The organism is Streptomyces sp. NPDC003035 (assembly GCF_042888285.1).
Lineage (GTDB): Bacteria > Actinomycetota > Actinomycetes > Streptomycetales > Streptomycetaceae > Streptomyces.
Genome location: NZ_JBIAPJ010000001.1, coordinates 377669 through 397911 on the forward strand (window position 1 = coordinate 377669; position 20243 = coordinate 397911).

Consider the following 20243-nt stretch of genomic DNA (forward strand, 5'->3'; position numbering starts at 1 on the left):
CGCCGGTCCGCCGGGCGTCCTTCCCGTGGGGGGTGGGGTCGCCCGGCGGACCCTTTTTCGTCATGTCCCGTTTTCGGGCGGCCTGTGCGGTGGACAATATGGGCATGACTCAGCAGGGGGACAATTGGTGGGACAAGCTCTACGACGACACGGCGCCGGACACGGCGCCGACGGCGACGGGTGACACGCTCGACGACCGCTTCGACTCGGCGTCGCGGGCGACGGGCGGGACGGCGTACCCGACGGCGGGGCCGCCCCGGGCCCCCTGGGAGCCGCTCGACGACACGGCCTCAGGACCGCGCTCCTTCCCGGCACCCCCACCCCGGCCGCCGGCACCGGCCTCCGACGCCCTTCCGCCGGGCCCGCCGACGGCTTCACCGCCCGCGCAGCCTCCGCCTCCGCCTCCGCCTCCGCCTCCGCCGAAGGGGGCGGCGCCCCTACCGTCGGCACCGCCCCAGCCGCCTCCGCCGGTCAGAGGGCCTCTGCCGTCCGTCGCAGCGGCTCCCTCACCCATACCGCTCCACCCGGCAGGCACGCCCCGCCCGGAGGCCGAGGCCGAGCCTGCCCCGCCCGGCGTCCCGCCGGCCGGGACAGTGGGGCCGGACAGGCCCGCCGCCCCTGCCCGGCCGGAGGCCGGAGCGAGGCAGTCGCCCGCCGGTGCCGCACCGCCGCCGCCTCCCCCGCCTTCGACCACGGCATCCGCGGCTCCGGAGTCCGCACCCGCTCCCGAGGCCGCACCCGCTCCGGGCGGTGCGCCTGCGCCGGGCGCTGTACCCGCTCCGGGCGGTGCACCCGCACCCGTGCCGGAGGTTGCGCCCGCGGCTCCGGAGGCCGTACGCGCACCGGGCGCCGCGCCGCCGCCGGGTGCCGCACCCGCGCCCGGGGTGCCCCCCACGCCCGCCCGGCCGGAGGCCGAGGCCGCTCCGGAAGCCGGTCCCTCGGCCGTGCCCCGGCCTCGTGCCGAGCACATCGGCAGCCGGCCACCCACCTACGAGCCCGAGCCCACCGCTCTGCCGGGTGCCCGGCCCGACGAGCTCGTCGACCTGGTCGCCGACACCGTGCTCGACGGCGCCCGGTACGGCACCTACACCCTGCGCGCCGCCTCCCTGCGCGGCGACTCCGCCCGCTACCGCGGCGACCCCCGCAGGGACGCCCTGCTCACCGCCCGCTTCGGCCACGACGAGGCCGCGCTCGTCCTCGTCGCCGTGGCCACCGGCGCCCGGGCCGCCGAGTCGGCCCATCTCGCCGCCGCCGACGCCTGCCGCTGGATCGGGGAGGCCGTCGGCCGCAGCCACGCCCGGCTGTCCGAGGACATCCGGGCCGGCCGCCGCGGCGACCTGAAGTCGGGGCTCCACCGTCTCACCGACCGCACCTTCGGCAGGCTCCGCGCCCGCGCCGCCGAACGGGGCGTGGAGCCCGAGGAGTACACCGCGAGCCTGCGCTGTCTGCTTCTCTCCGCCGACCCCCACTGCCGCACCCGCGTCTTCTTCGGCATCGGCCGCGGCGGGCTGTTCCGGCTCCGTGACGGCGCCTGGCAGGACATAGAACCGCTGGTCCCCGAACCGGCCGCGCTCACCGGCGCACCCGTCGTCGGCTTCGGCTCCCCACCTCCGCCGAGCGAGCAGACCGAGGAGGGGGACAGGCTCACCATGGACCTCGGCATCACCACGGCCCCCGGCCCCTTCGTCGAGCCGCCCCCGCCGCCGCCCACCGAACCGTTCCGCTTCCGCGCCTCCGTCGCCCGCCCCGGTGACACCCTGCTGCTCGCCTCCGAAGGACTCGCCGAGCCGATGCGCGGCGAGCCCGCCCTGCCCAAGGAGCTCGCCGGGCGCTGGGCCGGCGCCGAGCCGCCCGGACTCGCCGCCTTCCTCGCCGACGTGCAGCTGCGGGTGAAGGGGTACGCCGATGACCGTACGGGGGTGGCCGTCTGGGAGGCGTAACGCTTCGGCCCATGTGTTGATGGACCCATGGCCAAACAGAATGTCGCAGAACAGTTCGTCGACATCCTTGTCCGCGCGGGCGTGCAGCGCCTGTACGGAGTCGTCGGCGACAGCCTGAACCCCGTCGTCGACGCCGTCCGCCGCACCCCCGGCATCGACTGGGTCCACGTCAGACACGAGGAGGCCGCCGCCTTCGCCGCCGGGGCCGAGGCGCAGATCACCGGCCGTCTCGCCGCCTGCGCGGGCTCCTGCGGTCCGGGCAATCTGCACCTGATCAACGGCCTGTACGACGCCCACCGCTCGATGGCCCCGGTCCTCGCCCTCGCCTCGCACATCCCGTCGAGCGAGATCGGCCTCGGTTTCTTCCAGGAGACCCACCCCGACCGGCTCTTCACCGAGTGCAGCCACTACAGCGAGCTGATCTCCAGCCCGAAGCAGATGCCCCGGCTGCTGCGGACGGCCATTCAGCGCGCCGTCGGCCGGGGCGGTGTCAGCGTCGTCGCGCTGCCCGGCGACATCGCCTCCGAGCCCGCCCCGAAGGAGGCGGTGGAGCACGACCTCGTCACCACCCGGCCCACCGCCCGTCCGGGGGACGCCGAGATCGACGCCCTGGTACGGATGATCGACGCGGCCAAGCGGGTGACGCTGTTCTGCGGCAGCGGCACGGCCGGCGCGCACGCCGAGGTCATGCAGTTCGCCGAACGGCTGAAGGCGCCCGTCGGCCACGCGCTGCGCGGCAAGGAATGGATTCAGTACGACAACCCGTTCGACGTCGGCATGAGCGGACTGCTCGGCTACGGCGCCGCGTACGAGGCCACCCACGAGTGCGATCTGCTGCTCCTGCTCGGCACCGACTTCCCGTACAACGCCTTCCTGCCCGACGATGTCACGATCGCCCAGGTGGACATCAGGCCCGAGCACCTCGGCCGGCGTTCCAAGCTCGACCTCGCCGTCTGGGGTGACGTCCGCGAGACCCTGCGCTGCGTCATCCCGCGTGTGCGCGCCAAGACCGACCGCCGCTTCCTCGACAAGATGCTGAAGAAGCACGCCGATGCTCTGGAGGGAGTCGTCAAGGCGTACACCCGCAAGGTCGAGAAGCACACGCCGATCCATCCGGAGTACGTGGCCTCGGTCCTCGACGAGCTCGCCGACGACGACGCCGTGTTCACCGTCGACACCGGCATGTGCAACGTCTGGGCCGCCCGCTACATCTCGCCCAACGGCCGCCGCCGGATCATCGGCTCCTTCTCGCACGGCTCCATGGCCAACGCCCTGCCCCAGGCCATCGGCGCCCAGTTCGTGGACCGTGGCCGCCAGGTGATCTCGATGTCGGGCGACGGCGGATTCTCGATGCTGATGGGTGACTTCCTCACCCTCGTCCAGCACGACCTGCCCGTGAAGATCGTGCTCTTCAACAACTCCTCCCTCGGAATGGTCGAGTTGGAGATGCTGGTCGCCGGACTCCCTTCGTACGGAACGACGAACCACAACCCCGACTTCGCGGCCATCGCCCGCGCGGCCGGCGCCTACGGCGTCCGCGTCGAGAAGCCCAAGCAGCTCGCGGGCGCCCTCAAGGACGCCTTCAAGCACAAGGGCCCGGCACTCGTCGACGTCGTCACCGACCCCAACGCCCTCTCCATCCCCCCGAAGATCAGCCGCGAGATGGTCTCCGGCTTCGCCCTCTCGGCCGGCAAGATCGTGCTGGACGGCGGAGTCGGCCGGATGCTCCAGATGGCCCGCTCCAACCTGCGCAACGTGCCCCGCCCCTGAGTGGCCGGTCCGCACCCCCGAGTCACGCGGCGACCGCATCGGATGAATGCGGGCGATGTGGTGGGGCATGCATCCCCGTGAGCCTGTTCGAGGTGAGTTGTTCCGACATGTGGGTGGGGGTTATGGCCGGGGAGTCGAGACAGCCGACTCAACTGCTCAGGAAGGTGGGATGCGCGGATCTCACCGCGGTGCCGGAGGTGCGCCATGCGTTGCGCGCCCTGTTGCGGAGATGGGGCGAGCCGGGAGCCTCCGACGTGGCGGAGCTGCTCACGAGCGAGCTGGTGACCAACGCGCTGATCCACACGGATCACGGCGCGGTCGTCACCGCGACGGTCGTGCCCGACAGTCTCCGCGTCGAAGTGCGCGACTTCGTCTCCGGTCTCTCCGAGCCGCACGCACCGATCGCCGACGACGGTACGCACGGCAGAGGCCTCGTCCTGGTCCAGGAGCTGGCCGACTCCTGGGGAGTGGAGGACCACGGGGTGGGCAAGGTGGTGTGGTTCGAACTCAACGGCGGGGCCGCCTGAGAGGCGGCCCCGCCGTTCTGTGTCCCGATCTCAGCCGAACTGCTGCTCGAGGTCCTTGAGCTTGCGCTCCAGGGAGTCGAGCCGGGGCAGGGTCTGGGTGTCGTCCTCGGCGGTGAGATCCACCGTCCGCGGCTCAGTACCCTGCACGGCCTGGAGGGAGGGCCGGTGTCGAAGCGGCAGTTGTCCGGGGTCCGGTATGGCGGGCTCCGCGACGGCCGCCCCCATGGACGTCGTCGCGGAGCCCACCGAGCCCGCCGACCCTGCGGAGTTGGCGCCGGGGTTCAGGGCCGCCACCTCGACCTGACGGCCGCCGCCGCGGCCCAGTCCGAAGGCCCGGTGCTGCCGGTTGATCGCCTTCAGCCGGGCTCGGTCGAGCTTCTCCTGATCGCGCCTGCGCAGCCGGTTCTGCTGCTTCTCCCGACGGTCCTCGCGGACCTCGTCGACCGCCTCGTCCAGGGTCCGTACGCCCTCCAGGAGCATCAGCGACCATGCGGCGAAGGTCTCCCTGGGCGCCCTCAGCCACCGGACGATCCGGATCTGCGGCAGCGGACGGGGCACCAGGCCCTGCTCGCGCAGCGCCGCCCGGCGGGTCTGCTTGAGGGCCCGGTCGAAGAGGACCGCCGCCGAGAGGGACATGCCGGCGAAGAACTGCGGGGCGCCCGCGTGGCCCAGGCCCCGCGGCGCGTGCACCCAGTTGAACCAGGCCGCCGCGCCCGCGAACGTCCATACGAGGAGACGCGAGCCGAGGGCCGCGTCGCCGTGGCTCGCCTCGCGGACCGCGAGGACCGAGCAGAACATCGCCGCGCCGTCGAGGCCGAAGGGGACGAGGTACTCCCAGCCCCCGGTGAGGTTGAGGTTCTGCCGGCCGAAGCCGACGAGCCCGTGGAAGGAGAGTGCGGCGGCGACGGCCGCACAGCAGAAGAGCAGGACGTAGGAGGCGGTTCCGTAGATCGCTTCCTTGCGTCTGCGGCGTTCCTCGCTGCGCTCCCAGGAGTCCTCGGCCGCGGCCTGGTCACCGGCGCGCTTGCCGCGCGCGAGCACCGCCACCGCCGTCAGGACTCCGGCCACCATGACGCCGCCAGGAAGCAGCCAGTCCAGCGATATGTCGGTCAGTCTCATGCGGTGTCCCTTGCATCGCAGTAGGGCCTTTCGGGCGCCCATACTGGCCGACCCCGAAGAGCCCACAAGGGGTTTCGCGGCAAGAGCACGCCATTGAGGTCGCACGGCATACGAATAGGTGCGATCTGGTCGAACGGCCGGACGGAGCAAGGGAGTCACGTTCGATTTACGCCACCCGCGCGGGTGGCGTAATCCCTCGGGAGGGTCAGGCGGTCGCCGCCAGTCGGCGGACCCGCTCGGCGTCGCAGGTGCGCGGACACGTCAGGCAGGTGTCCTCGGGGCGCAGCGTGTAGAAGAAACAGCACGTCGCCCGGTCCCGGGTGGAACGGGTCGTTCCGTCGGCGTCCACGGAGCCGGCCAGCTCGCGGAAGCCGGCGGCGCCCGCGAACGGCTTGGCCGTGCCGGGCATCAGCAGCTCCAGCTCGCGCATCGCCCGCTCCTCCTCGCCGAGCAGCGCCCCGATGTACCAGAGGCCCTCGACGATCTCGTCCGTCGCCATGCCCCACAGGGCCCGCCTGCCGCGCCGCATCCGCGGCTCGAAGCCGGCCAGGACGCCCTCGAAGTGCTCGGCGAGCGAGGCGAGGACCTCGGCGCGTAGAGCCTCCTCGTCCGGGACGACCCGGGCGCCCGGCAGCGCGGCGGCGGGGTCGCCGGGCAGACAGGCGAACTCCTCGACGCGGACGGTCATCCGGCCCAGGGCCCGCTGGAAGGCGACGTTCCGGGCGGGCACGCGGGGGACCCTGCGGTGCAGGAACCAGGGGACCGTGACCAGGAGGCAGGCCGGCCAGGCGTACCGGTGCAGTCCGAAGCTGGCGACCACGTCGGGGCGGGCCTGCTGTCCGTAGTCACGCAGCACCTGGGCGTTGTCCCAGGCGAGGAAGGCGTCGAGCGCGGCGCCCCCCGCCGCCAGCTGGTCGGCGCCGACCCAGCCCCCGCCGCGGGGCGCGCTCTCGCCATCGCCCAGCTCCTCTATCCGCAGGCCGGAGAACACCTCGCCGAGACGGGCGTACGAGGCCGCGACGGGCGAGGTGAAGGGGGCGGGGAGCAGGGCGGGGACGGCCATACGGGACCACCGAATCGCGATCGTTAACAGGTAAGCCTTACCTTACCCGATGCGATCGATGTTTGCTCCTCGTCTCGAGCGGGCACGCCCTCCGGGCCCTCTGTCCCTCCGTCTCGCATATGGTGCACGGGGGGCCTCGCCATTGCGAGCCGGCCCCGGCACGACCCCGCAGGAGGACCCGGGTGGAGCAGGGCAGAGCGCGCGAGCGGGCGCAACAGGAGCCGTACCCGCCGTTCGGCAAGGCCGTACGGGTTCCGGGGCAGGCCCGCTGCGGTGCCTCCGGGCCCGGGTCCGCACCGTGCGAACCCGCTTCCGCGCCCGCCTCCGCCCCGCCCGCGTCGGCACGCGGGGAGCACACCCACAGTGAGCCGCCCGCGCCCGGGCTCGCCCCGCGTCCCGTACGGCGCCACTCCGTGCGGGGTCAGATCCTCCAGGCGCTGCGCACCGCCCTCGTCGGCGGCGAGCTGGTCCCCGGCGAGGTGTACTCCGCCCCCGTCCTCGCCGAACGCTTCGGCGTCTCGGCGACCCCTGTGCGCGAGGCCATGCAACAGCTGGCGACCGAAGGCGCCGTCGAGGTGGTCCCGAACCGCGGCTTCCGCGTCACCGAACGCACCCCGCGCGAGCTCGCCGAGCTCGCCGAGGTCCGCGCGCTCATCGAGATCCCGGTCATGCTGCGCCTGGCCCGGACGATCCCGGCCGCCCGCTGGGCCGAGCTCCGCCCCCTCGCCGAGGCCACCTCGGCCGCCGCCGCCCGCGGCGACCGCGCCCACTACGCCGAGGCCGACCGCGCCTTCCACCGCGCGGTCCTCTCCCTCGCCGGCAACGAACAGCTCCTCGCCGTCGCCGACGACCTCCACCGCCGCTCCCAGTGGCCCCTGATGAGCGCCCCGGCGACCCGCCATGGCGACCTGGTCGCGGACGCGGCGGAGCACACCGCTCTCCTCGACGCGCTCGTCGCCCAGGATCTGCCCGTCGTGCAGTCACTCGTACGGGAGCACTTCACCGGATCGGCGGGCTGACGACTAAGGTCGTTGCCGTCAGTCCGCTCGCACGACGCCGTCCGTGAGGTGTGCCATGCCGTCCGCGACTCCGCCTGCGGCATGGGGACGGTGCCCGTGACCGGATCCGCCCGCGGGGAGCGCCCCGCCGCCGGTACGGAAGCCCAGGCGGCGGCCCTGCTCGGCTGGCTCACCGACCCGGACGCGCCCCGTCTCTGCCTGGTCACCGGTGGCCCCCGCCGGGGCAAGTCCGCGCTGCTCTCCTGGCTCGCCGCCCACGGCGCTCGTTCGGGCGCCCGTTCCGGTGCGCGCCGCAGGCGTTCGGCGCGCGAGCTGGTCCCGCTCGCCGGGCAGAGCGCGCTCGGTACGGCCTGGACCCTCGCCAACCGCCTCGGCGTCGTGGCAAGGACACCCGGCGAACTGGTCCACGTCCTCGCCACCACCGAGGCCCGCCGCGCGGTCCTCGTCCTGACGGACCTGCACGCCGCCGCGGAACCGGACGCGATCTCCGAACTTCTGGCGGAACTGGTCGGGTTGGGCCGGATCCGGCTCGCCGTCGAGGTCCGCACGGGCGTCCTCGCGCACGCCCTTCTCGCCGACCACCGTGCCACGGTGGTGGACGTGACGGAGCCGGACGGGACGGAGCCGGACAGGGCGGCCGTCGGTCCGACGGAGGCGCGGACAGAGGCGCGGACAGAGGCGCGGACGGAGGCGCGGACGGAGGGTGGTGCCCGCGCGGCCGTCGAACTGACCGATCCCGTCGCCGTGTGCGAGGCCGACCCCCTGCTCGTCACCGCCGGTTACGCGAGCGGGTCAGGTGACGACCACGGCGGCCTGCGCTCTGCCTGGCTGAGAGCCGGACAGTCCCTCTGCCGGGATCAGGACCCCGCCGACCGCGCCCTGGTCCTGCTCGGCGCCCTGGGGGACGGTGCCGACCCCCGGCTCCGGCCCGCCCTGCGGGAACTCGCCATCGGCGCCGCCTGGAGCGTGCGATGGACCCGGGTGCCGGGCGACCTGACCCCGCCCTGGCCAGGCCCCGTCACCGCGTTCGGGACCCTCGGCGACCGTCTGCTCGTCGCGGGCCCCACCGATGCCGTACAGCTGCTGGACGCGGCCGACGCGGCCCCCGCGGACGAGCCGTTCACCAGTCCCGCCCGGCGGATCAAGGCGCTCGCGCCCGCGCCGGACGGCACCGTCCTGCTCCTGGACGAACGGGGCCGGCTGCACACCGTGCGCGGGCCGCAGCCGCGCCCGCCGTACCTGGAGCGGCTGACCGCGGCCGTCGCGGCGACGCTCACCCGGCACCCCGGCACGGCGCTCGCGGCGATCAGCGGGTCCGTCGTGGTGGGCGACCGGCTCGGATCCGTGCACGCCTTCGGACTGACGGGTATTCACCAGGCCGCCCTGCACAGTGGTCGGGTCACGGCTGTCACCGCCGTCGAGGCGCCGCCCAGGCCCTTCCTCTGCAGCGGCGGCCTCGACGGCACGGTCCGGCTCTGGACCCCAGGCCAGGACCCGCATCCCGAGTCCCTCGCCGAACGGCCTTGTCCCGTCCTGGCGTTGCACGCCACCGCCACCCCTGAGGGCCCGTCCCTCGCGATCGCCTGGGCCGACGGGCTCGTGGAGCTCCACCACCTCGACACGAAGGAGCGCCTTTCCTTCCGCCCGGGACCACCGGTGCGTGCGGTGGCACTCACCCCGGACGGGGGAGTGGTCGTGGGGATGGACGAGGCGCTCCTCCGCCTGGACGAGGCGCGGTGTCGGACGACGTGACGCCTCGTCACAAGAGGTCTGTTCAATCGAGCTGACGCACGGTCATGTCGCCGGGTGGGGTGTCAGTTGGGCGGCGAGCCAGGTCGGGACCCCGCCCAGCAGGCGGAACAGCCGTGCCGCCTCGGCCCGCAGGCGGCCCGCCTCCGGCTCCGTCTCCGTGTCCGCCAGGGCGGTCAGGGCCGGAGCCGTACCCACCAGGAAGCCGAGCTCCTCACGGATCCGCAGCGACTCGGCGAAGCCGTGCCGCGCCTCCGCCAACTCACCCTCCCGCAGGGCGATTCCGGCCAGATGGCGCCAAGTGGAGGAGAGGAGCAGGGTGTCGCCCCGGTCCGTCGCACCGGCGTGGGCGCGACGGAAGGCGGCGCGGGCCGCCTGGGGCGAGTCACCGAGGTTCTGGGCGATCAGCCCGCGCCGGAAGTCGAGCAGCGGGCGCCCCTCGGCCGATGGCCCGATCAGCGCCGCCGCGCGTCCGAGCGCCGCCGTGGCCTCGTCCGCCCGGTCCCGTACCCCGAGCAGCGTCGACGCGTAGGCGAGATAGCCGCGTTCGCACGCCGCCGCCCCGCGCTCCTCGTCGGTCTGTGCGACCGCCTCGGCCGCCCGGAGCGCCTCCTCCGCCTCCGCCCAGCCCTTCTCGGTGTAGAGGCAGCGCTCGATCAGCAGGGCCGCCCTCTCCAGCGCCGCGGCCGGTTCGGCCGCGCGCGGGGTGAGCAGCGCGGCCGCGTCCGTCCAACAGCCGCGTGAACGGAGGCGCCATATGGCCGTCTCCATGGGGGTCCTCCCGCCGTAGGCAGGGGACGGATCGTCGCCACCCGTTGTTTCGGAACCAGACATGGCGGTGTCCGCCACATTGCCCTCCCCGAGCGCGCCATTGAGCTGTTGAGTAGGCCCGCATCTCAACACGAACGGGCGCGCCGGGCCAAGGGGTCAGGTGAATTTTTTCACAAGAGTCTGGGCGTCACCGGTATGCGGACGCGGCTGCCCGGTCGCGCTCAACGGCCGATCCGATCGGCCTGTGCCCCGTCTCCCGGCGCGATCAGGGCGAGATGCCCGCCGTCGTGCAGGGGTGTCGGCACCTTGATCACGGTCAGTTCGCGGGTTCCCTCGAAGAGATGAACCTCGCCGTGACCCCCTCGGGTGACGGCCGTGTACTCCGCGCCCGGCGAGGCCGCGATCGCGCGCCGCTGCACGCCGTCCCACGGGGTGCCGCCGGGGCGCGGAGCTCCGTCCATCGCGGGCAGCGGCAGCCGCGCGGCGATCCGGGGGAGAGGGGTCGAGGGGTCGAGCAGGACCAGCTCGTCGCCGTCGGGGTGGACGCGTGCGTACGCGATGTGGGTGGCGGTGACGGCGAGCCGGAAGACCAGGCCGGGGCCGAGCGGGACCCGTCCCGTACGGCCGGACGCGAGGTGGTGGAACCAGGCGTCGTTGCTCCACTCCGGCCACCGACCGGGGTCGGCGGGCCCGCCCCGCACGCAGGACCAGAGGGTGCGCCGGACCGGGTCGAGCCGCAGGTAGTAGCCCCGGCCGGGGCCCGCCCAGCCGAGCGGTTCCTCGGCGACGAGCCGATCGCCCTCGCGCCGGGCGCGGTGGACGCCGGAGCCGGCCGCCGCGAACAGCCGTCCGCTGTACGGGTCGAGGGCGTCACCGTGGCCGTCGTGGTCGGGCAGGGGCAGCTCGTGGCCGGGGTCGGCGGGCGGGCAGGCGGGCGGAGAGCCGAGCAGGGAACGCCAGGTGTACGCGGTGAGGGTGCCGGGTTCCCGGTGGCGCAGGACGACCAGGGGGTCCTTGTCGCCGTCGGCCGCGGCCCTCGGCTCGCGGTCGGGTGCGGCCCTCGGCTCGCGGTCGGGCGCGGCCCGCGGCTCGCCCGCCGGTGCGGCACCCCGCTCGCCGTCCGGCGTGGCGCCCGGATCGCCACCTGCCGTGTCACCCGGCTCGCAGCCCTCCGCGCCATCCGCCCGGTCGAGGAGTACGACACCCGGCTCGCCGACCCGCGTGCGGACCCGCACGGACCTGGGGCGTTCGGCGCGCAGGTCGACGACGGTGAGGAGGTCGCTCCAGGGCTCCTCGTTCCGGCCGAGACCGGTGGTCACCGCCAGGAGGCGGCCGGTGGCGTCCGCCGCGAGGTGTTCGGCGGGCGTGGCCACGGGGACGGTCGCCTCGACGAACGGCCGGCCGGCCTCGGGGCCGTACGGGTCGAGCACCACCAGCTCGCCCGCCAGGTCGTCGACGAAGGCGCTGCGACCCCCGGGCAGGGCGAGGAACCCGGCGTGCTCGGCGAGGTGGCGGCCGTCGAGGACCGCTCTCTCCTCGCCGCTCGGCACATCCAACATCCGTACGCATCCGTCGACTTGGTCGGCGACGAGGAGGCGGGGCGGCAGCGGCACGGCGGGCTCCAGGGGGTGGGCGACAAAGGGCTTATTGGTAATGATTATCATGTGGCACGCTGTGGGGTGCGGGTGAACCCGGGTGCCCGCCGCACTCCGTCACCATCCCGGGGACGAAACAGAACTGAGGGACATATGTCGCGCAGAATGCTGCGAAAGGCGCGCCGCCTCGCGGCCGCGGCGGTCATGGGGGCGCTGCTGGCCGGCTGCGGAACGGCCGGCGGGAACGCCGAGGGCGCGGGGAAGGGCGGTGGAGCGGGTGCGACGACCGACGTGAACGTCCGGCCCATCACCGCCGCACGGACCGTCACCGACGCCAAGGGTGTCACCGTCACGACCACCGCCCCGCCGAAGCGGATCGTCTGTCTCGTCGCCCTCTGCGACGACATGCTGGCCGAACTCGGCATGGTCCCGGCCGCCACCAACTCCGCGCTCCTCGCCCACGAGAAGTTCCTCGGCAAGGAGAAGGCGGCGAAGGTGCCCGTGGTCCCGGGCGGCTTCCTCAGCCCCGAGACCGAGGCGATCCTCTCGTACAAGCCCGACCTGGTGATCGGCCTGGGCGACACCCACGGCAAGCTCGCCCCGGCCCTCAAGGGCGCCACCGTCTTCTGGCCTCTCCAGCCCGGCACCTGGCAGGACAGCGTGGGCTATCTGCGCGATCTCGCCGCCCTCACCGGCCGTACGCAGCAGGGCGAGGCGGCCGAGAAGGCCTTCCGTGTCAAGCTCGCCGCCGCCGAGAAGACGCGCAGCGACAGGACGGCGCTGATCATCTTCGGCAGCGACGAGAACTTCGGCGTCGCCACCCCCGGCCGCGACGTCACCGCCGGACTCATGCCCAAGGTCGCCGACTACCCGTGGAAGAGCCGGGGCGTCGACGGCACGTACAGCATGGAGGAGATCCTCGCCCGCGACGTCGACGTCCTCTTCGTCGAGACCCTCTCCTTCGGCGGCCCCGCCGCGCCCGGACAGCGGCTCTCCGACAAGCTCGCCGCGAACCCGCTCTGGTCGAAGATCCCGGCGGTGAAGAACGGCCGTGTCCACGAGGTCGACGCCGAGGTCTGGGCCAAGGGTCGTGGCACCCGCTCGCTCGGCATCGTCCTCGACGAGGCGACGGCCGCGCTGCGGTGAGTTCCCTTCCGGTACGTCAACTCTGCGGCGCCGCCTCGGTGCTGGCGGCGGCCGTGGCCTGCGCGCTACTCCTCCCGCACCTCGGGAACCTCGGCGACGACACCGGGGCGTCCAGGGTGATCCTCACCGAACTGCGCCTGCCCCGACTGGTCCTGGCCCTCGTCGCAGGGGCCTGCCTCGGCGCCGCCGGGCTCGTCCTCCAGGAGGCGCTGCGCAACCCGCTCGCCGTACCGGAGATGCTCGGCGTCTCCGGCGGCGCCGCGCTCGGCGTCGCCGCGCCGCTCGTCCTCGCCCTGCCCGTCCCGCTCGCCGTGCAGCCGCTGCTCGCCCTCGCCGGCGCCGCGTTCGGGGGCCTTCTCACGCTGCTCGCCGCGGGGTTCGGCCGCAGCCCCAGCGCCGTCCTGCTGACCGGCGCCGCCGTCGCGGCGGCGCTCCAGGCGGCGCTGCTCGTCCTGATGGTCCTCGCCGACCAGCTCGACCTGCAGATCGTCTACCGCTATCTGCTCGGCAGCCTGTCCGCGCGGACCTGGGACGACGTCACCGGCCTGTGGCCCTGGCTGGCGGTGGCGCTGCCGGCGCTGGTGCTGTGCGCGCCGGTCCTGGGGGTGCTGCGCCTCGGCGACGACGACGCCCGGGCCCTCGGCGTACGGGTACGGCGTGCCCGGCTCGCGGCGCTGGGCCTCGCCGTCCTCCTGATCGCCCCGGTCGTCGCGGTCTGCGGGCCGGTGGCCTGGGTCGGCTTCCTCGCCCCGCACCTCGCCCGCCGCCTGCGGCCGGAGGCGGGGGCGGTGACCTGGCTGCCGTGGTCGGCCGCGCTCGGCGCCCTGATCGTGCTCTGCGCCGACCAGCCCGCTCGCCTCGCCCTGGCCCCGATCGAGACCCCGGTCGGCGCCTGGACGGCCCTTCTGGGCGTACCGGCGGGCGTCGTACTCCTGAGAAAGGCGGCGAAGCGATGACGGACATCGAGGCCGGAGGTGAGGACGGCGGCTCCGGGACGGCCGGGAGCGCGTCCGGGTCCCTGGCCGGGAACGCGTCCGGCGACGCGCCCCGCCCCCGGACGGGCGCTGCCGCGCCGACGAGCGGGGAGCGCACGGGCGTTGCGCCGCCGCGGGCACGTGCCGACGCCGGCACACCGCCCGCGTCGGTACGTGGCCTCGCCGGGCCGGCGCCGGGCGGGGCGGCGCCGGGCGGGGCGGCGCCGGGCGGGGCGGCGCCGGGCCTGGCCATGACGAACCCTGCGCAGGCCGGGACGGATTCGGCGTCGGGCGGGACGGACTCTGCGTGGGCGGTGACGGATCCGGCGTCAGGCGGGACGGGTCCTGCTCCGGGCGGGGCGGCGCCGGGCCTGGCCATGACGAACCCTGCGCAGGCCGGGACGGATTCGGCGTCGGCCGGACCGGCGTCCGGCCGGGCCGGGGCGGGCCCTGCGTCGGCCCTGGCGGATTCGGCGCCGGCCGCCACGGATTCGGCGTCGGTCCCGGCGGGCTCGGCGGCGCGCCGAGCCTCGCGCGGTGGCCCTCGTGTGCCCGTGTGGGTGGTGTTCGCGGGGCTCGTCGTCGTCCTCGGTGTCGTCGTGGTCGGTGGGCTGGTGGCCGGGCGGGCCGTCGGGGGTGCCGCGGTGGTCGATGTGCTGCGGGGTGACGGTGACCCCCTCACCCGCCACGTCGTCCTGCGACTCCGGCTGCCCCGGACCCTGGTGGCCCTGACGGCGGGTGCCTGTCTGGGGCTCGCGGGGCTCGTCCTGCAGTCCGCGCTGCGCAATCCGCTGGCCGGACCGGAGGTCACCGGTGTGACGCCGGGCGCCGTGCTCGGCGCGGTGGCCGCGACCGGGCTCGGTCTCGCGGGCTGGGAGTCCCCGATGGCCGTGGTCGTGGCCGCCTGTGCGGGCGGCTTCACCGGCGCCGGACTGCTCTGGCTGCTCGCGGGCCGGGACCGGGGCGACCCGGCGCAGACGGCCGTCCACGGTGTGCTGGTGTCGGCGGTCCTCGCCGGGCTCACCGCGATGGTCCTGCTCGTCGCGCCCGGCGAACTGGGCAGCATCGTGCAGTGGCTCGTCGGCTCCACCGAGGGCCGTGTCATGGAGCACTGGCGGCTGCTCTGGCCCTGGGCCGCGGTCTGGTCCGCGGCCGCCTGCCTGCTCGCCGCCCCGCTGACCCTGCTGCGCTGCGGCGACGAACAGGCCGCGGCGGCCGGACTGCGCACCGGCCGCGCCCGGCTCACCGCGCTGGCCTGCGCGGTGGCCCTGACCGCCGGCGCCGTCGCGGTGGTCGGCGCCCTCGGCTTCGTGGGTCTCCTCGTCCCGCACCTGGCCCTCGCCGTGTTCGGGGCGGACCTGCGCCGGGCGCTGCCCGGCTCGGCCCTGCTGGGAGCGGTGGTCGTGGGCGGCGCGGACGCCGGGGCCCAGTGGCTCTCGCCCGTCCTCGCCGACGCCCTGGAGATGGACCGGCTGAGCATCCCGACGGGCGCCCTGACGACCTGTGTGGGCGCGGCGCTTCTGCTGATCGTGGCCCGACGCGGAACGGAGAAGACATGAGAAGGACCACGGAATCGCTCGGGACGCGGGCGGTGGAGGCGGGCAGCGAGGTGGCCCCGCGTCAGCCCCCGGTGGGGGAGACCTCCGGTGCTCCCGGCACGATCCGTACCGAGGGCCTGCGGTTCGGCTACCCCGGCCGGGACGTGCTGTCCGGGATCGATCTGACCGTGGACGCCGGGGAGTCGGTCGCCCTCGTCGGGCTCAACGGCTGCGGCAAGTCCACCCTGCTGCGCCTCTGCGCGGGGCTGCTGCGGCCCGGCGAGGGGCGCGTCCTGCTCGACGGCGAGGACCTGTCGCGGCTCTCCCGGCGCGCGGCCGCCCGCCGGGTGGCGATCCTGCACCAGTCCGCGCCGCCCGTGCCGGGCATGACGGTCCGTCGGCTGGTGCAGCAAGGGCGGTACGCCGCCCGGGGCCCGCTCGGGATGCTTCGCGACGGGGACGACGCCGTCTGCGCGCGGGCGATGGCCGACGTGGGAGTCGACGCGTGGGCCGACCGGCCGGTGGACGACCTCTCCGGCGGTGAGCGGCAGCGCGTACGGCTGGCGATGGCGCTGGCCCAGGACACCCGCGTCCTGCTGCTCGACGAGCCCACCACCTACCTGGACCTGCGCCACCAGCTGGAGGTCATGCGGACGGTGGTGCGGCTGCGGGAGGAGCGGAGGCTGACGGTGGTGATGGTGCTTCACGACCTCGGCCACGCGGCGCGATTCGCCGACCGGATCGTCGCCCTGCGGCAGGGGCGGGTCGCCGCCGACGGCCGGCCGGAGGACGTCGTCACCCCACGCCTCCTCGCCGACGTGCTCGGAGTGGCGGGCCGGGTGGGTCGCGATCCGGAGGGCGGCTGGCCGGTGTGTTACCCGGATCACCCTCTGGATGTTCCCGAGACTATTGCGAAATGAAAATCATATTCATTAGTGTCAGGGGTGCGTCGCCGAACCGGGCGGCGTGACCATCCACGAATGGAGAGTCAACTCATGGAGCAGCACAAGGTGTTCAGCCCGATCGCGGAGCAGGGCCAGCTCGCCCACCTGTCCGCCACCCACTCCAACGCCCTGGTGGAGAACCCCTTCCAGGACGCCGTCGAGGCGGACACCGACTCGGACAACTGAGTCCGGCGTCCGGCCTCGCGCCGGACGCCCGCGGGCCCGCCCGGATCGCCTTCCCGGGCGGGCCCCACCCGTCTTCAGCGCTTCCCGCCCGCTTCACCCGCTTCAGGAGGAACTCCCGTGACCACCGCGCGACTCGCCCCCGGCGTCGCCCTCGTCACCGTCCCCGGCCAGGGGCTCGCGGTGCGCACGGCCGACGGGGAGTTCCTCCGCGTCGACACCGGGACCGCTGCCGCCGAGGACGTGGTGGCCCGGCTGACGGAGGGTCGCGGCGGGGCCGAACTCGACACCCTGGCCGAAGCCTTCGAGGAGGCCGGGTACGCGCGGGACCCCGCAACGCCGGCGGAGCCTCCGCTCACCGGGCGGACCGTCCTCCTCCTCGGCGATCCCCTGCTCACCGGTCCGCTCGCCCGGTGTGCACGGGACGCCGGCGCCGAGGTCCGCACCGGTACGCCGCAGGACCTCGCGGATGTCGCCGGGGACCCGGCGACGGCGGTCGTCTGGTGCCTGGACGGCCCCGTCCCCGCCGGCCTGTGGGACGAGGCCGACCGCCTGCCGGCCGGGGGGACGGCCTGGCTGCGCTGCCACCGCGAGGGGGCCCAGCTGTGGCTGGAGCCGCCGGCCTGCCGGCCCGGAGACGTCACCGCCGCGGACGTACGGCTCCGCCGCCTCGCCGCGACCCCGGCGCACCGCGAACTCGCCGCCTACTGGCAGGGGCGGTACGCGGGTGACACCGGACCCGGCCACCGGACCGCCTCCGCCGCCCTCGCCGCGGCCCTGCTGACCGCCGACCTCCTCGCCTGGGCGACGGACCCCGACGGCCCCCGGCTCAGGGCGGCGCGCCGCACTCTGCGCCGTATCGACCTGCGCAGCCTCGCGGTCACCGACCATCCCGTGCTGCCGGTCCCGCCGGTGGCGCCGATCCCGTCGGCGGCGGGCGCGCCGGGTGTCGCGGGCGCGGGAATCGCCGTGCCGGGGCGGGCGCCGGCGGGACCGGACGCGTCGGGCGTCGCGGACCCCCAGGGCGCCCGATGAGGACCGTGCGGGTCGACGGGCTCGCCACCGACCTCTGTCTGCCGGACGGCCCCGGCCCCCATCCCGCCGTCCTCCTCCGCACCCCGTACGACCGGCGCCGCCACCGGGCCGAGCTGCGCGCCTGGGCGGCGCACGGGTTCGCCGCCGTCGGGCAGGACGTCCGGGGGCGGCACGCCTCCGACGGGGCCTGGCACCCCTACCGCTCCGAAGCGGCGGACGGCACCACGGCGCTGGCCTGGATCCGCGGCCAGGCGTGGAGCGACGGGCGCGTGGTGGCCGTCGGGGCGTCGTACGCGGCCCACTGCGCCCTCGCGCCGCTGCTGGGCGCGGACGATGACGGGGACGCGCACGGGTACGGCCCGCGGCCGGGTCCCGACGCCGTCATCGCCGCCGTACCCGCCCTCGGCGGCGGCGAAGTGGCGCGCGAGGCGAGCGGGGTCGAAAGGCTGTCGGCGCGGGCCGGATGGTGGCTGGCCCACGGCGACCGCCCCGACTCCGACGACCAGGCCCTCGAACACGCCCTCGGGGACACCCCCGACCTGCTCGACCGGCTCCCCGTGACGCGGATCCTCCCGCTCGCCTCCTGGCCCGGAGTGTGGTCCGCCCCGCGCGACGAGGACCTGTGGAAGCGGGCCGCCTCCGCCCGCGTACCGCTCCTCGCCGTCGGCGGCAGCCGCGACCCCTTCGCCGACGACACGGTCCGCCTGTGGCGGTCGTGGGGCGCCCCCGCACGGCTCCTCCTCGGCCCGTGGGGCCACGGCCTGACCGCCACGCCCGCGCCCGAGGCCCGACCCGAACACCACCTGGCCCTCGGCGCGTTGTACACGCGCTGGGCCAGGAAGGCGCTGGCCGGCACCCTCGACGGCAGGCACGGCGCGATCGCGCTCGGCGGCAGCGCCCACTGGTGCGCCGCCGCCGACGCGGAGGCCGCGCGGCCCGTCCCGTACCGCTTCGGGGACAGCGCGGGCCTGCGGCTCGTGCACGGAGCCGAGTTCGTCGCCGATCCGCTGCGGCCCGTGCGCTCCGACCGCCTCGACATCGACGAGCACGGCGCGCCCGACCGCTGTCTGCTCGTCACTCCACCGCTTCCCCGCCCCCTCGATCTGCTGGGGGACGCCGGTGTACGTCTCGTCGCCGCGGCGGAGGGACGGAGCGCCGACTGGGCGGTGCGGCTCGTGGCTCTCCGCCCCGACGGGCGCGCCGAACCGCTCGCCACCGGCATCGCCCGCGTCGCCCACGAGGGCTCCTGTACACGGGAGCTGGTCGTCCCGCTCGGGCCCGTCGCGCGCCGGATGGCCGCCGGGGTCCGGCTTCGCGTGGAGGTCGCCGGACACCACTTCCCGGCCCACGCCCGCAACCCGCACACCGGCGAGAACCCCGTGACCGCGACCCGGCTCCTGCCGTCCCGACGGTCCGTGCGGATGACCGGCAGCGCCCTGCTGCTGCCCATCGTCCACCGCCCCGCCGCCACCGATCCCGTACAGGAGATACTCCGTTGACCCTCACCGGCGTACCGTCGCTCGACGCGCTCGTGGACCCCGTCTGCGGGCTCATACGGGGAGTCGAAGCCGTTCCGCACCCCACCGGCGCCCCGCCCCGCTACACCGCGATGACCGCCGAGGTCTCCGACGCGCGGCGCTTCGGCGCCTGGCCCGCCGACCGGGTCTCGCTGGGCACCACCTTCGGCGACGCGCCGGGCGCGCGGCTCGCCGCGGTCGCCGAGGCCGTCGAGCGCTACTGCGGCAACCGGCTCCCGCCGCCCGGCCACCCGGACGCGCCACGTCTGGCGACCGCCACCGAACTCCAGGCGGAGGGACGGCTGTTGTATGGCCCCGGTGACCTTCCCTCGTACGCCTCCTGGCAGTACGACCGCCCCCGCTTCCCCTACCGGCCGCTCGGCCCCGACACCCCCGCCCTCTGGGCTCGGGGGGAGGAGGACGGACGGGAGTGCTGGGTGCCCGTTGCGCTCAGCCACCTGAACTGGCGTCAGGGACAGCTCCGTTCGCTGCCCCGCACCCATCACCTCAACTACGCGGGCATCGCCACCGGCCAGGGCTTCGACGACGCCGTCGAACGCGGGCTCCTCGAAGTCGTCGAGCGGGACGCGCTGGAGCTGTGGTGGCACCTCGACGGCCCCACCCGCGGCATCGACCCGCGCTCGGTGCCCGGACTCGACCGCGACCTCGAAGGCTGCGGCCTCGACGTCCGGATCGTCGAGATGCCCTCCGAGTTCGCGCCCTGCGTCGCCGCCTGGGTGTACGACCCCGAACGCGGCATCCACGCCTCGGGGTTCGCCTGCCGCTACGACCCCGCCGAGGCCGCGCGCAAGGCGGTCCTGGAGGCGGTCCACACCTGGGTCTTCACCCAGGGCGCGGTGGAGGCGGACGGCTGGGTCTTCCGGGCGATCGAGGCGGGCATGTTCGCCCGGGGCCTGTACCTCGACCACCGGCCTGACCGGCGCTACCTGGACGCCGTCGGCGAGGACTTCGGCGCGGTACGGGACCTGGGCGCGCACGTCCAGGTCTGGCTGGACCCGCGCATGGCGCCGTACGCCCGCCGCTTCACCCACCCGGCGCTCGGCGTCGTGCCCGTCGACGAGGTCCCGGCGGGGAGCCGGGCCGCGCTCGACGCCCGCCTGGCGGCCGGCGGCCACCGCCTGATCACCGTCGACCTGACGACCGAGGACATCGCCGAGACGCCGTTGCGAGTGGCCCGGGTCCTCGTCTCGGGGCTCGTCCCCAACGCTCCGGCCGCCTTCGGCTACTTCGGCTGCGAGCGCTTCGGCCGGGCGGCGGTCGAGCGGGGCTGGCGGCCCACGGCACCGGTGGGCCCGGGCGACTTCACCCTCGCGCCGCCCCCGCACATGTGAG

Annotated in this window: 16 protein-coding genes and 1 pseudogene; 13 read left to right on the plus strand and 4 right to left on the minus strand. The window is 75.1% G+C overall.

Going from position 1 to position 20243, the window contains the following annotated elements; all coding sequences use genetic code 11:
- Positions 1–104: 104 nt before the first annotated feature.
- From ACFYV5_RS01645 to ACFYV5_RS01655, 3 genes are all read left to right on the plus strand, one after another.
- Positions 105–1940, plus strand: a complete 1836-nt coding sequence (locus ACFYV5_RS01645) for a protein phosphatase 2C domain-containing protein (protein ID WP_389163056.1) — start codon at positions 105–107, stop codon at positions 1938–1940.
- A 27-nt stretch (positions 1941–1967) separates the two neighbouring features.
- Complete coding sequence (locus ACFYV5_RS01650) at positions 1968–3710, plus strand: pyruvate dehydrogenase (RefSeq protein WP_355106595.1); 1743 nt, start codon at positions 1968–1970, stop codon at positions 3708–3710.
- Between the two features lie 107 nt (positions 3711–3817).
- Positions 3818–4237, plus strand: a complete 420-nt coding sequence (locus ACFYV5_RS01655; protein ID WP_355107208.1) for an ATP-binding protein — start codon at positions 3818–3820, stop codon at positions 4235–4237.
- A gap of 30 nt (positions 4238–4267) precedes the next feature.
- Here the strand turns inward: ACFYV5_RS01655 and ACFYV5_RS01660 are convergent, their stop codons facing one another.
- Both ACFYV5_RS01660 and ACFYV5_RS01665 read right to left on the minus strand, forming a co-directional pair.
- Positions 4268–5356: a DUF2637 domain-containing protein gene (locus tag ACFYV5_RS01660; RefSeq protein WP_389163061.1), complete on the minus strand. Its 1089-nt coding sequence runs from the start codon at positions 5354–5356 to the stop codon at positions 4268–4270.
- Between the two features lie 205 nt (positions 5357–5561).
- Positions 5562–6419, minus strand: a complete 858-nt coding sequence (locus ACFYV5_RS01665) for a (2Fe-2S)-binding protein (RefSeq protein WP_389163064.1) — start codon at positions 6417–6419, stop codon at positions 5562–5564.
- Between the two features lie 182 nt (positions 6420–6601).
- Here ACFYV5_RS01665 and ACFYV5_RS01670 point away from each other — a divergent pair, with 182 nt between their 5' ends.
- Both ACFYV5_RS01670 and ACFYV5_RS01675 read left to right on the plus strand, forming a co-directional pair.
- Complete coding sequence (locus ACFYV5_RS01670; protein ID WP_389163066.1) at positions 6602–7438, plus strand: GntR family transcriptional regulator; 837 nt, start codon at positions 6602–6604, stop codon at positions 7436–7438.
- A 96-nt stretch (positions 7439–7534) separates the two neighbouring features.
- The gene (locus tag ACFYV5_RS01675) at positions 7535–9190 is read left to right on the plus strand and encodes a WD40 repeat domain-containing protein (RefSeq protein WP_389163069.1); all 1656 of its coding nucleotides are present in this window, start codon (positions 7535–7537) and stop codon (positions 9188–9190) included.
- A gap of 42 nt (positions 9191–9232) precedes the next feature.
- On the opposite strand, the gene ACFYV5_RS01680 is transcribed toward ACFYV5_RS01675, so the two are convergent.
- On the minus strand, positions 9233–10021 hold the full coding sequence (locus ACFYV5_RS01680; RefSeq protein WP_355106605.1) for a hypothetical protein: 789 nt from the start codon (positions 10019–10021) through the stop codon (positions 9233–9235).
- A 158-nt stretch (positions 10022–10179) separates the two neighbouring features.
- Complete coding sequence (locus tag ACFYV5_RS01685) at positions 10180–11622, minus strand: hypothetical protein (protein ID WP_389163073.1); 1443 nt, start codon at positions 11620–11622, stop codon at positions 10180–10182.
- 84 nt (positions 11623–11706) lie between these two features.
- Between ACFYV5_RS01685 and ACFYV5_RS01690 the strand changes: the two genes are divergently transcribed.
- The 8 genes and pseudogenes from ACFYV5_RS01690 to ACFYV5_RS01725 all read left to right on the plus strand — a co-directional run bounded on the left by ACFYV5_RS01690 (position 11707) and on the right by ACFYV5_RS01725 (position 20242).
- A complete protein-coding gene (locus ACFYV5_RS01690) occupies positions 11707–12699 on the plus strand; it encodes an ABC transporter substrate-binding protein (RefSeq protein WP_389163076.1) in 993 nt (330 codons plus the stop codon).
- The gene (locus ACFYV5_RS01695; protein ID WP_389163079.1) at positions 12696–13655 is read left to right on the plus strand and encodes a FecCD family ABC transporter permease; all 960 of its coding nucleotides are present in this window, start codon (positions 12696–12698) and stop codon (positions 13653–13655) included. Before ACFYV5_RS01690 ends, ACFYV5_RS01695 begins: the two co-directional genes overlap by 4 nt.
- Before the next feature lie 572 nt (positions 13656–14227).
- Entirely contained in the window at positions 14228–15232 is a 1005-nt protein-coding gene (locus ACFYV5_RS01700) for a FecCD family ABC transporter permease (RefSeq protein ID WP_389165007.1), read from the plus strand.
- Positions 15229–16147: pseudogene (locus ACFYV5_RS01705) on the plus strand (ABC transporter ATP-binding protein). The gene ACFYV5_RS01700 and the pseudogene ACFYV5_RS01705 overlap by 4 nt, the downstream one beginning before the upstream one ends.
- 59 nt (positions 16148–16206) lie before the next feature.
- Positions 16207–16341: a streptamidine family RiPP gene (gene amiA, locus ACFYV5_RS01710; RefSeq protein ID WP_355107214.1), complete on the plus strand. Its 135-nt coding sequence runs from the start codon at positions 16207–16209 to the stop codon at positions 16339–16341.
- A 117-nt stretch (positions 16342–16458) separates the two neighbouring features.
- Positions 16459–17373: a hypothetical protein gene (locus ACFYV5_RS01715; RefSeq protein ID WP_389163082.1), complete on the plus strand. Its 915-nt coding sequence runs from the start codon at positions 16459–16461 to the stop codon at positions 17371–17373.
- Positions 17370–18872 (plus strand): CocE/NonD family hydrolase, encoded by a 1503-nt coding sequence (locus ACFYV5_RS01720; protein ID WP_389163084.1) that lies wholly within the window; start codon positions 17370–17372, stop codon positions 18870–18872. Before ACFYV5_RS01715 ends, ACFYV5_RS01720 begins: the two co-directional genes overlap by 4 nt.
- Positions 18869–20242 (plus strand): YcaO-like family protein, encoded by a 1374-nt coding sequence (locus ACFYV5_RS01725; RefSeq protein ID WP_389163087.1) that lies wholly within the window; start codon positions 18869–18871, stop codon positions 20240–20242. Before ACFYV5_RS01720 ends, ACFYV5_RS01725 begins: the two co-directional genes overlap by 4 nt.
- Position 20243 lies beyond the last annotated feature (1 nt).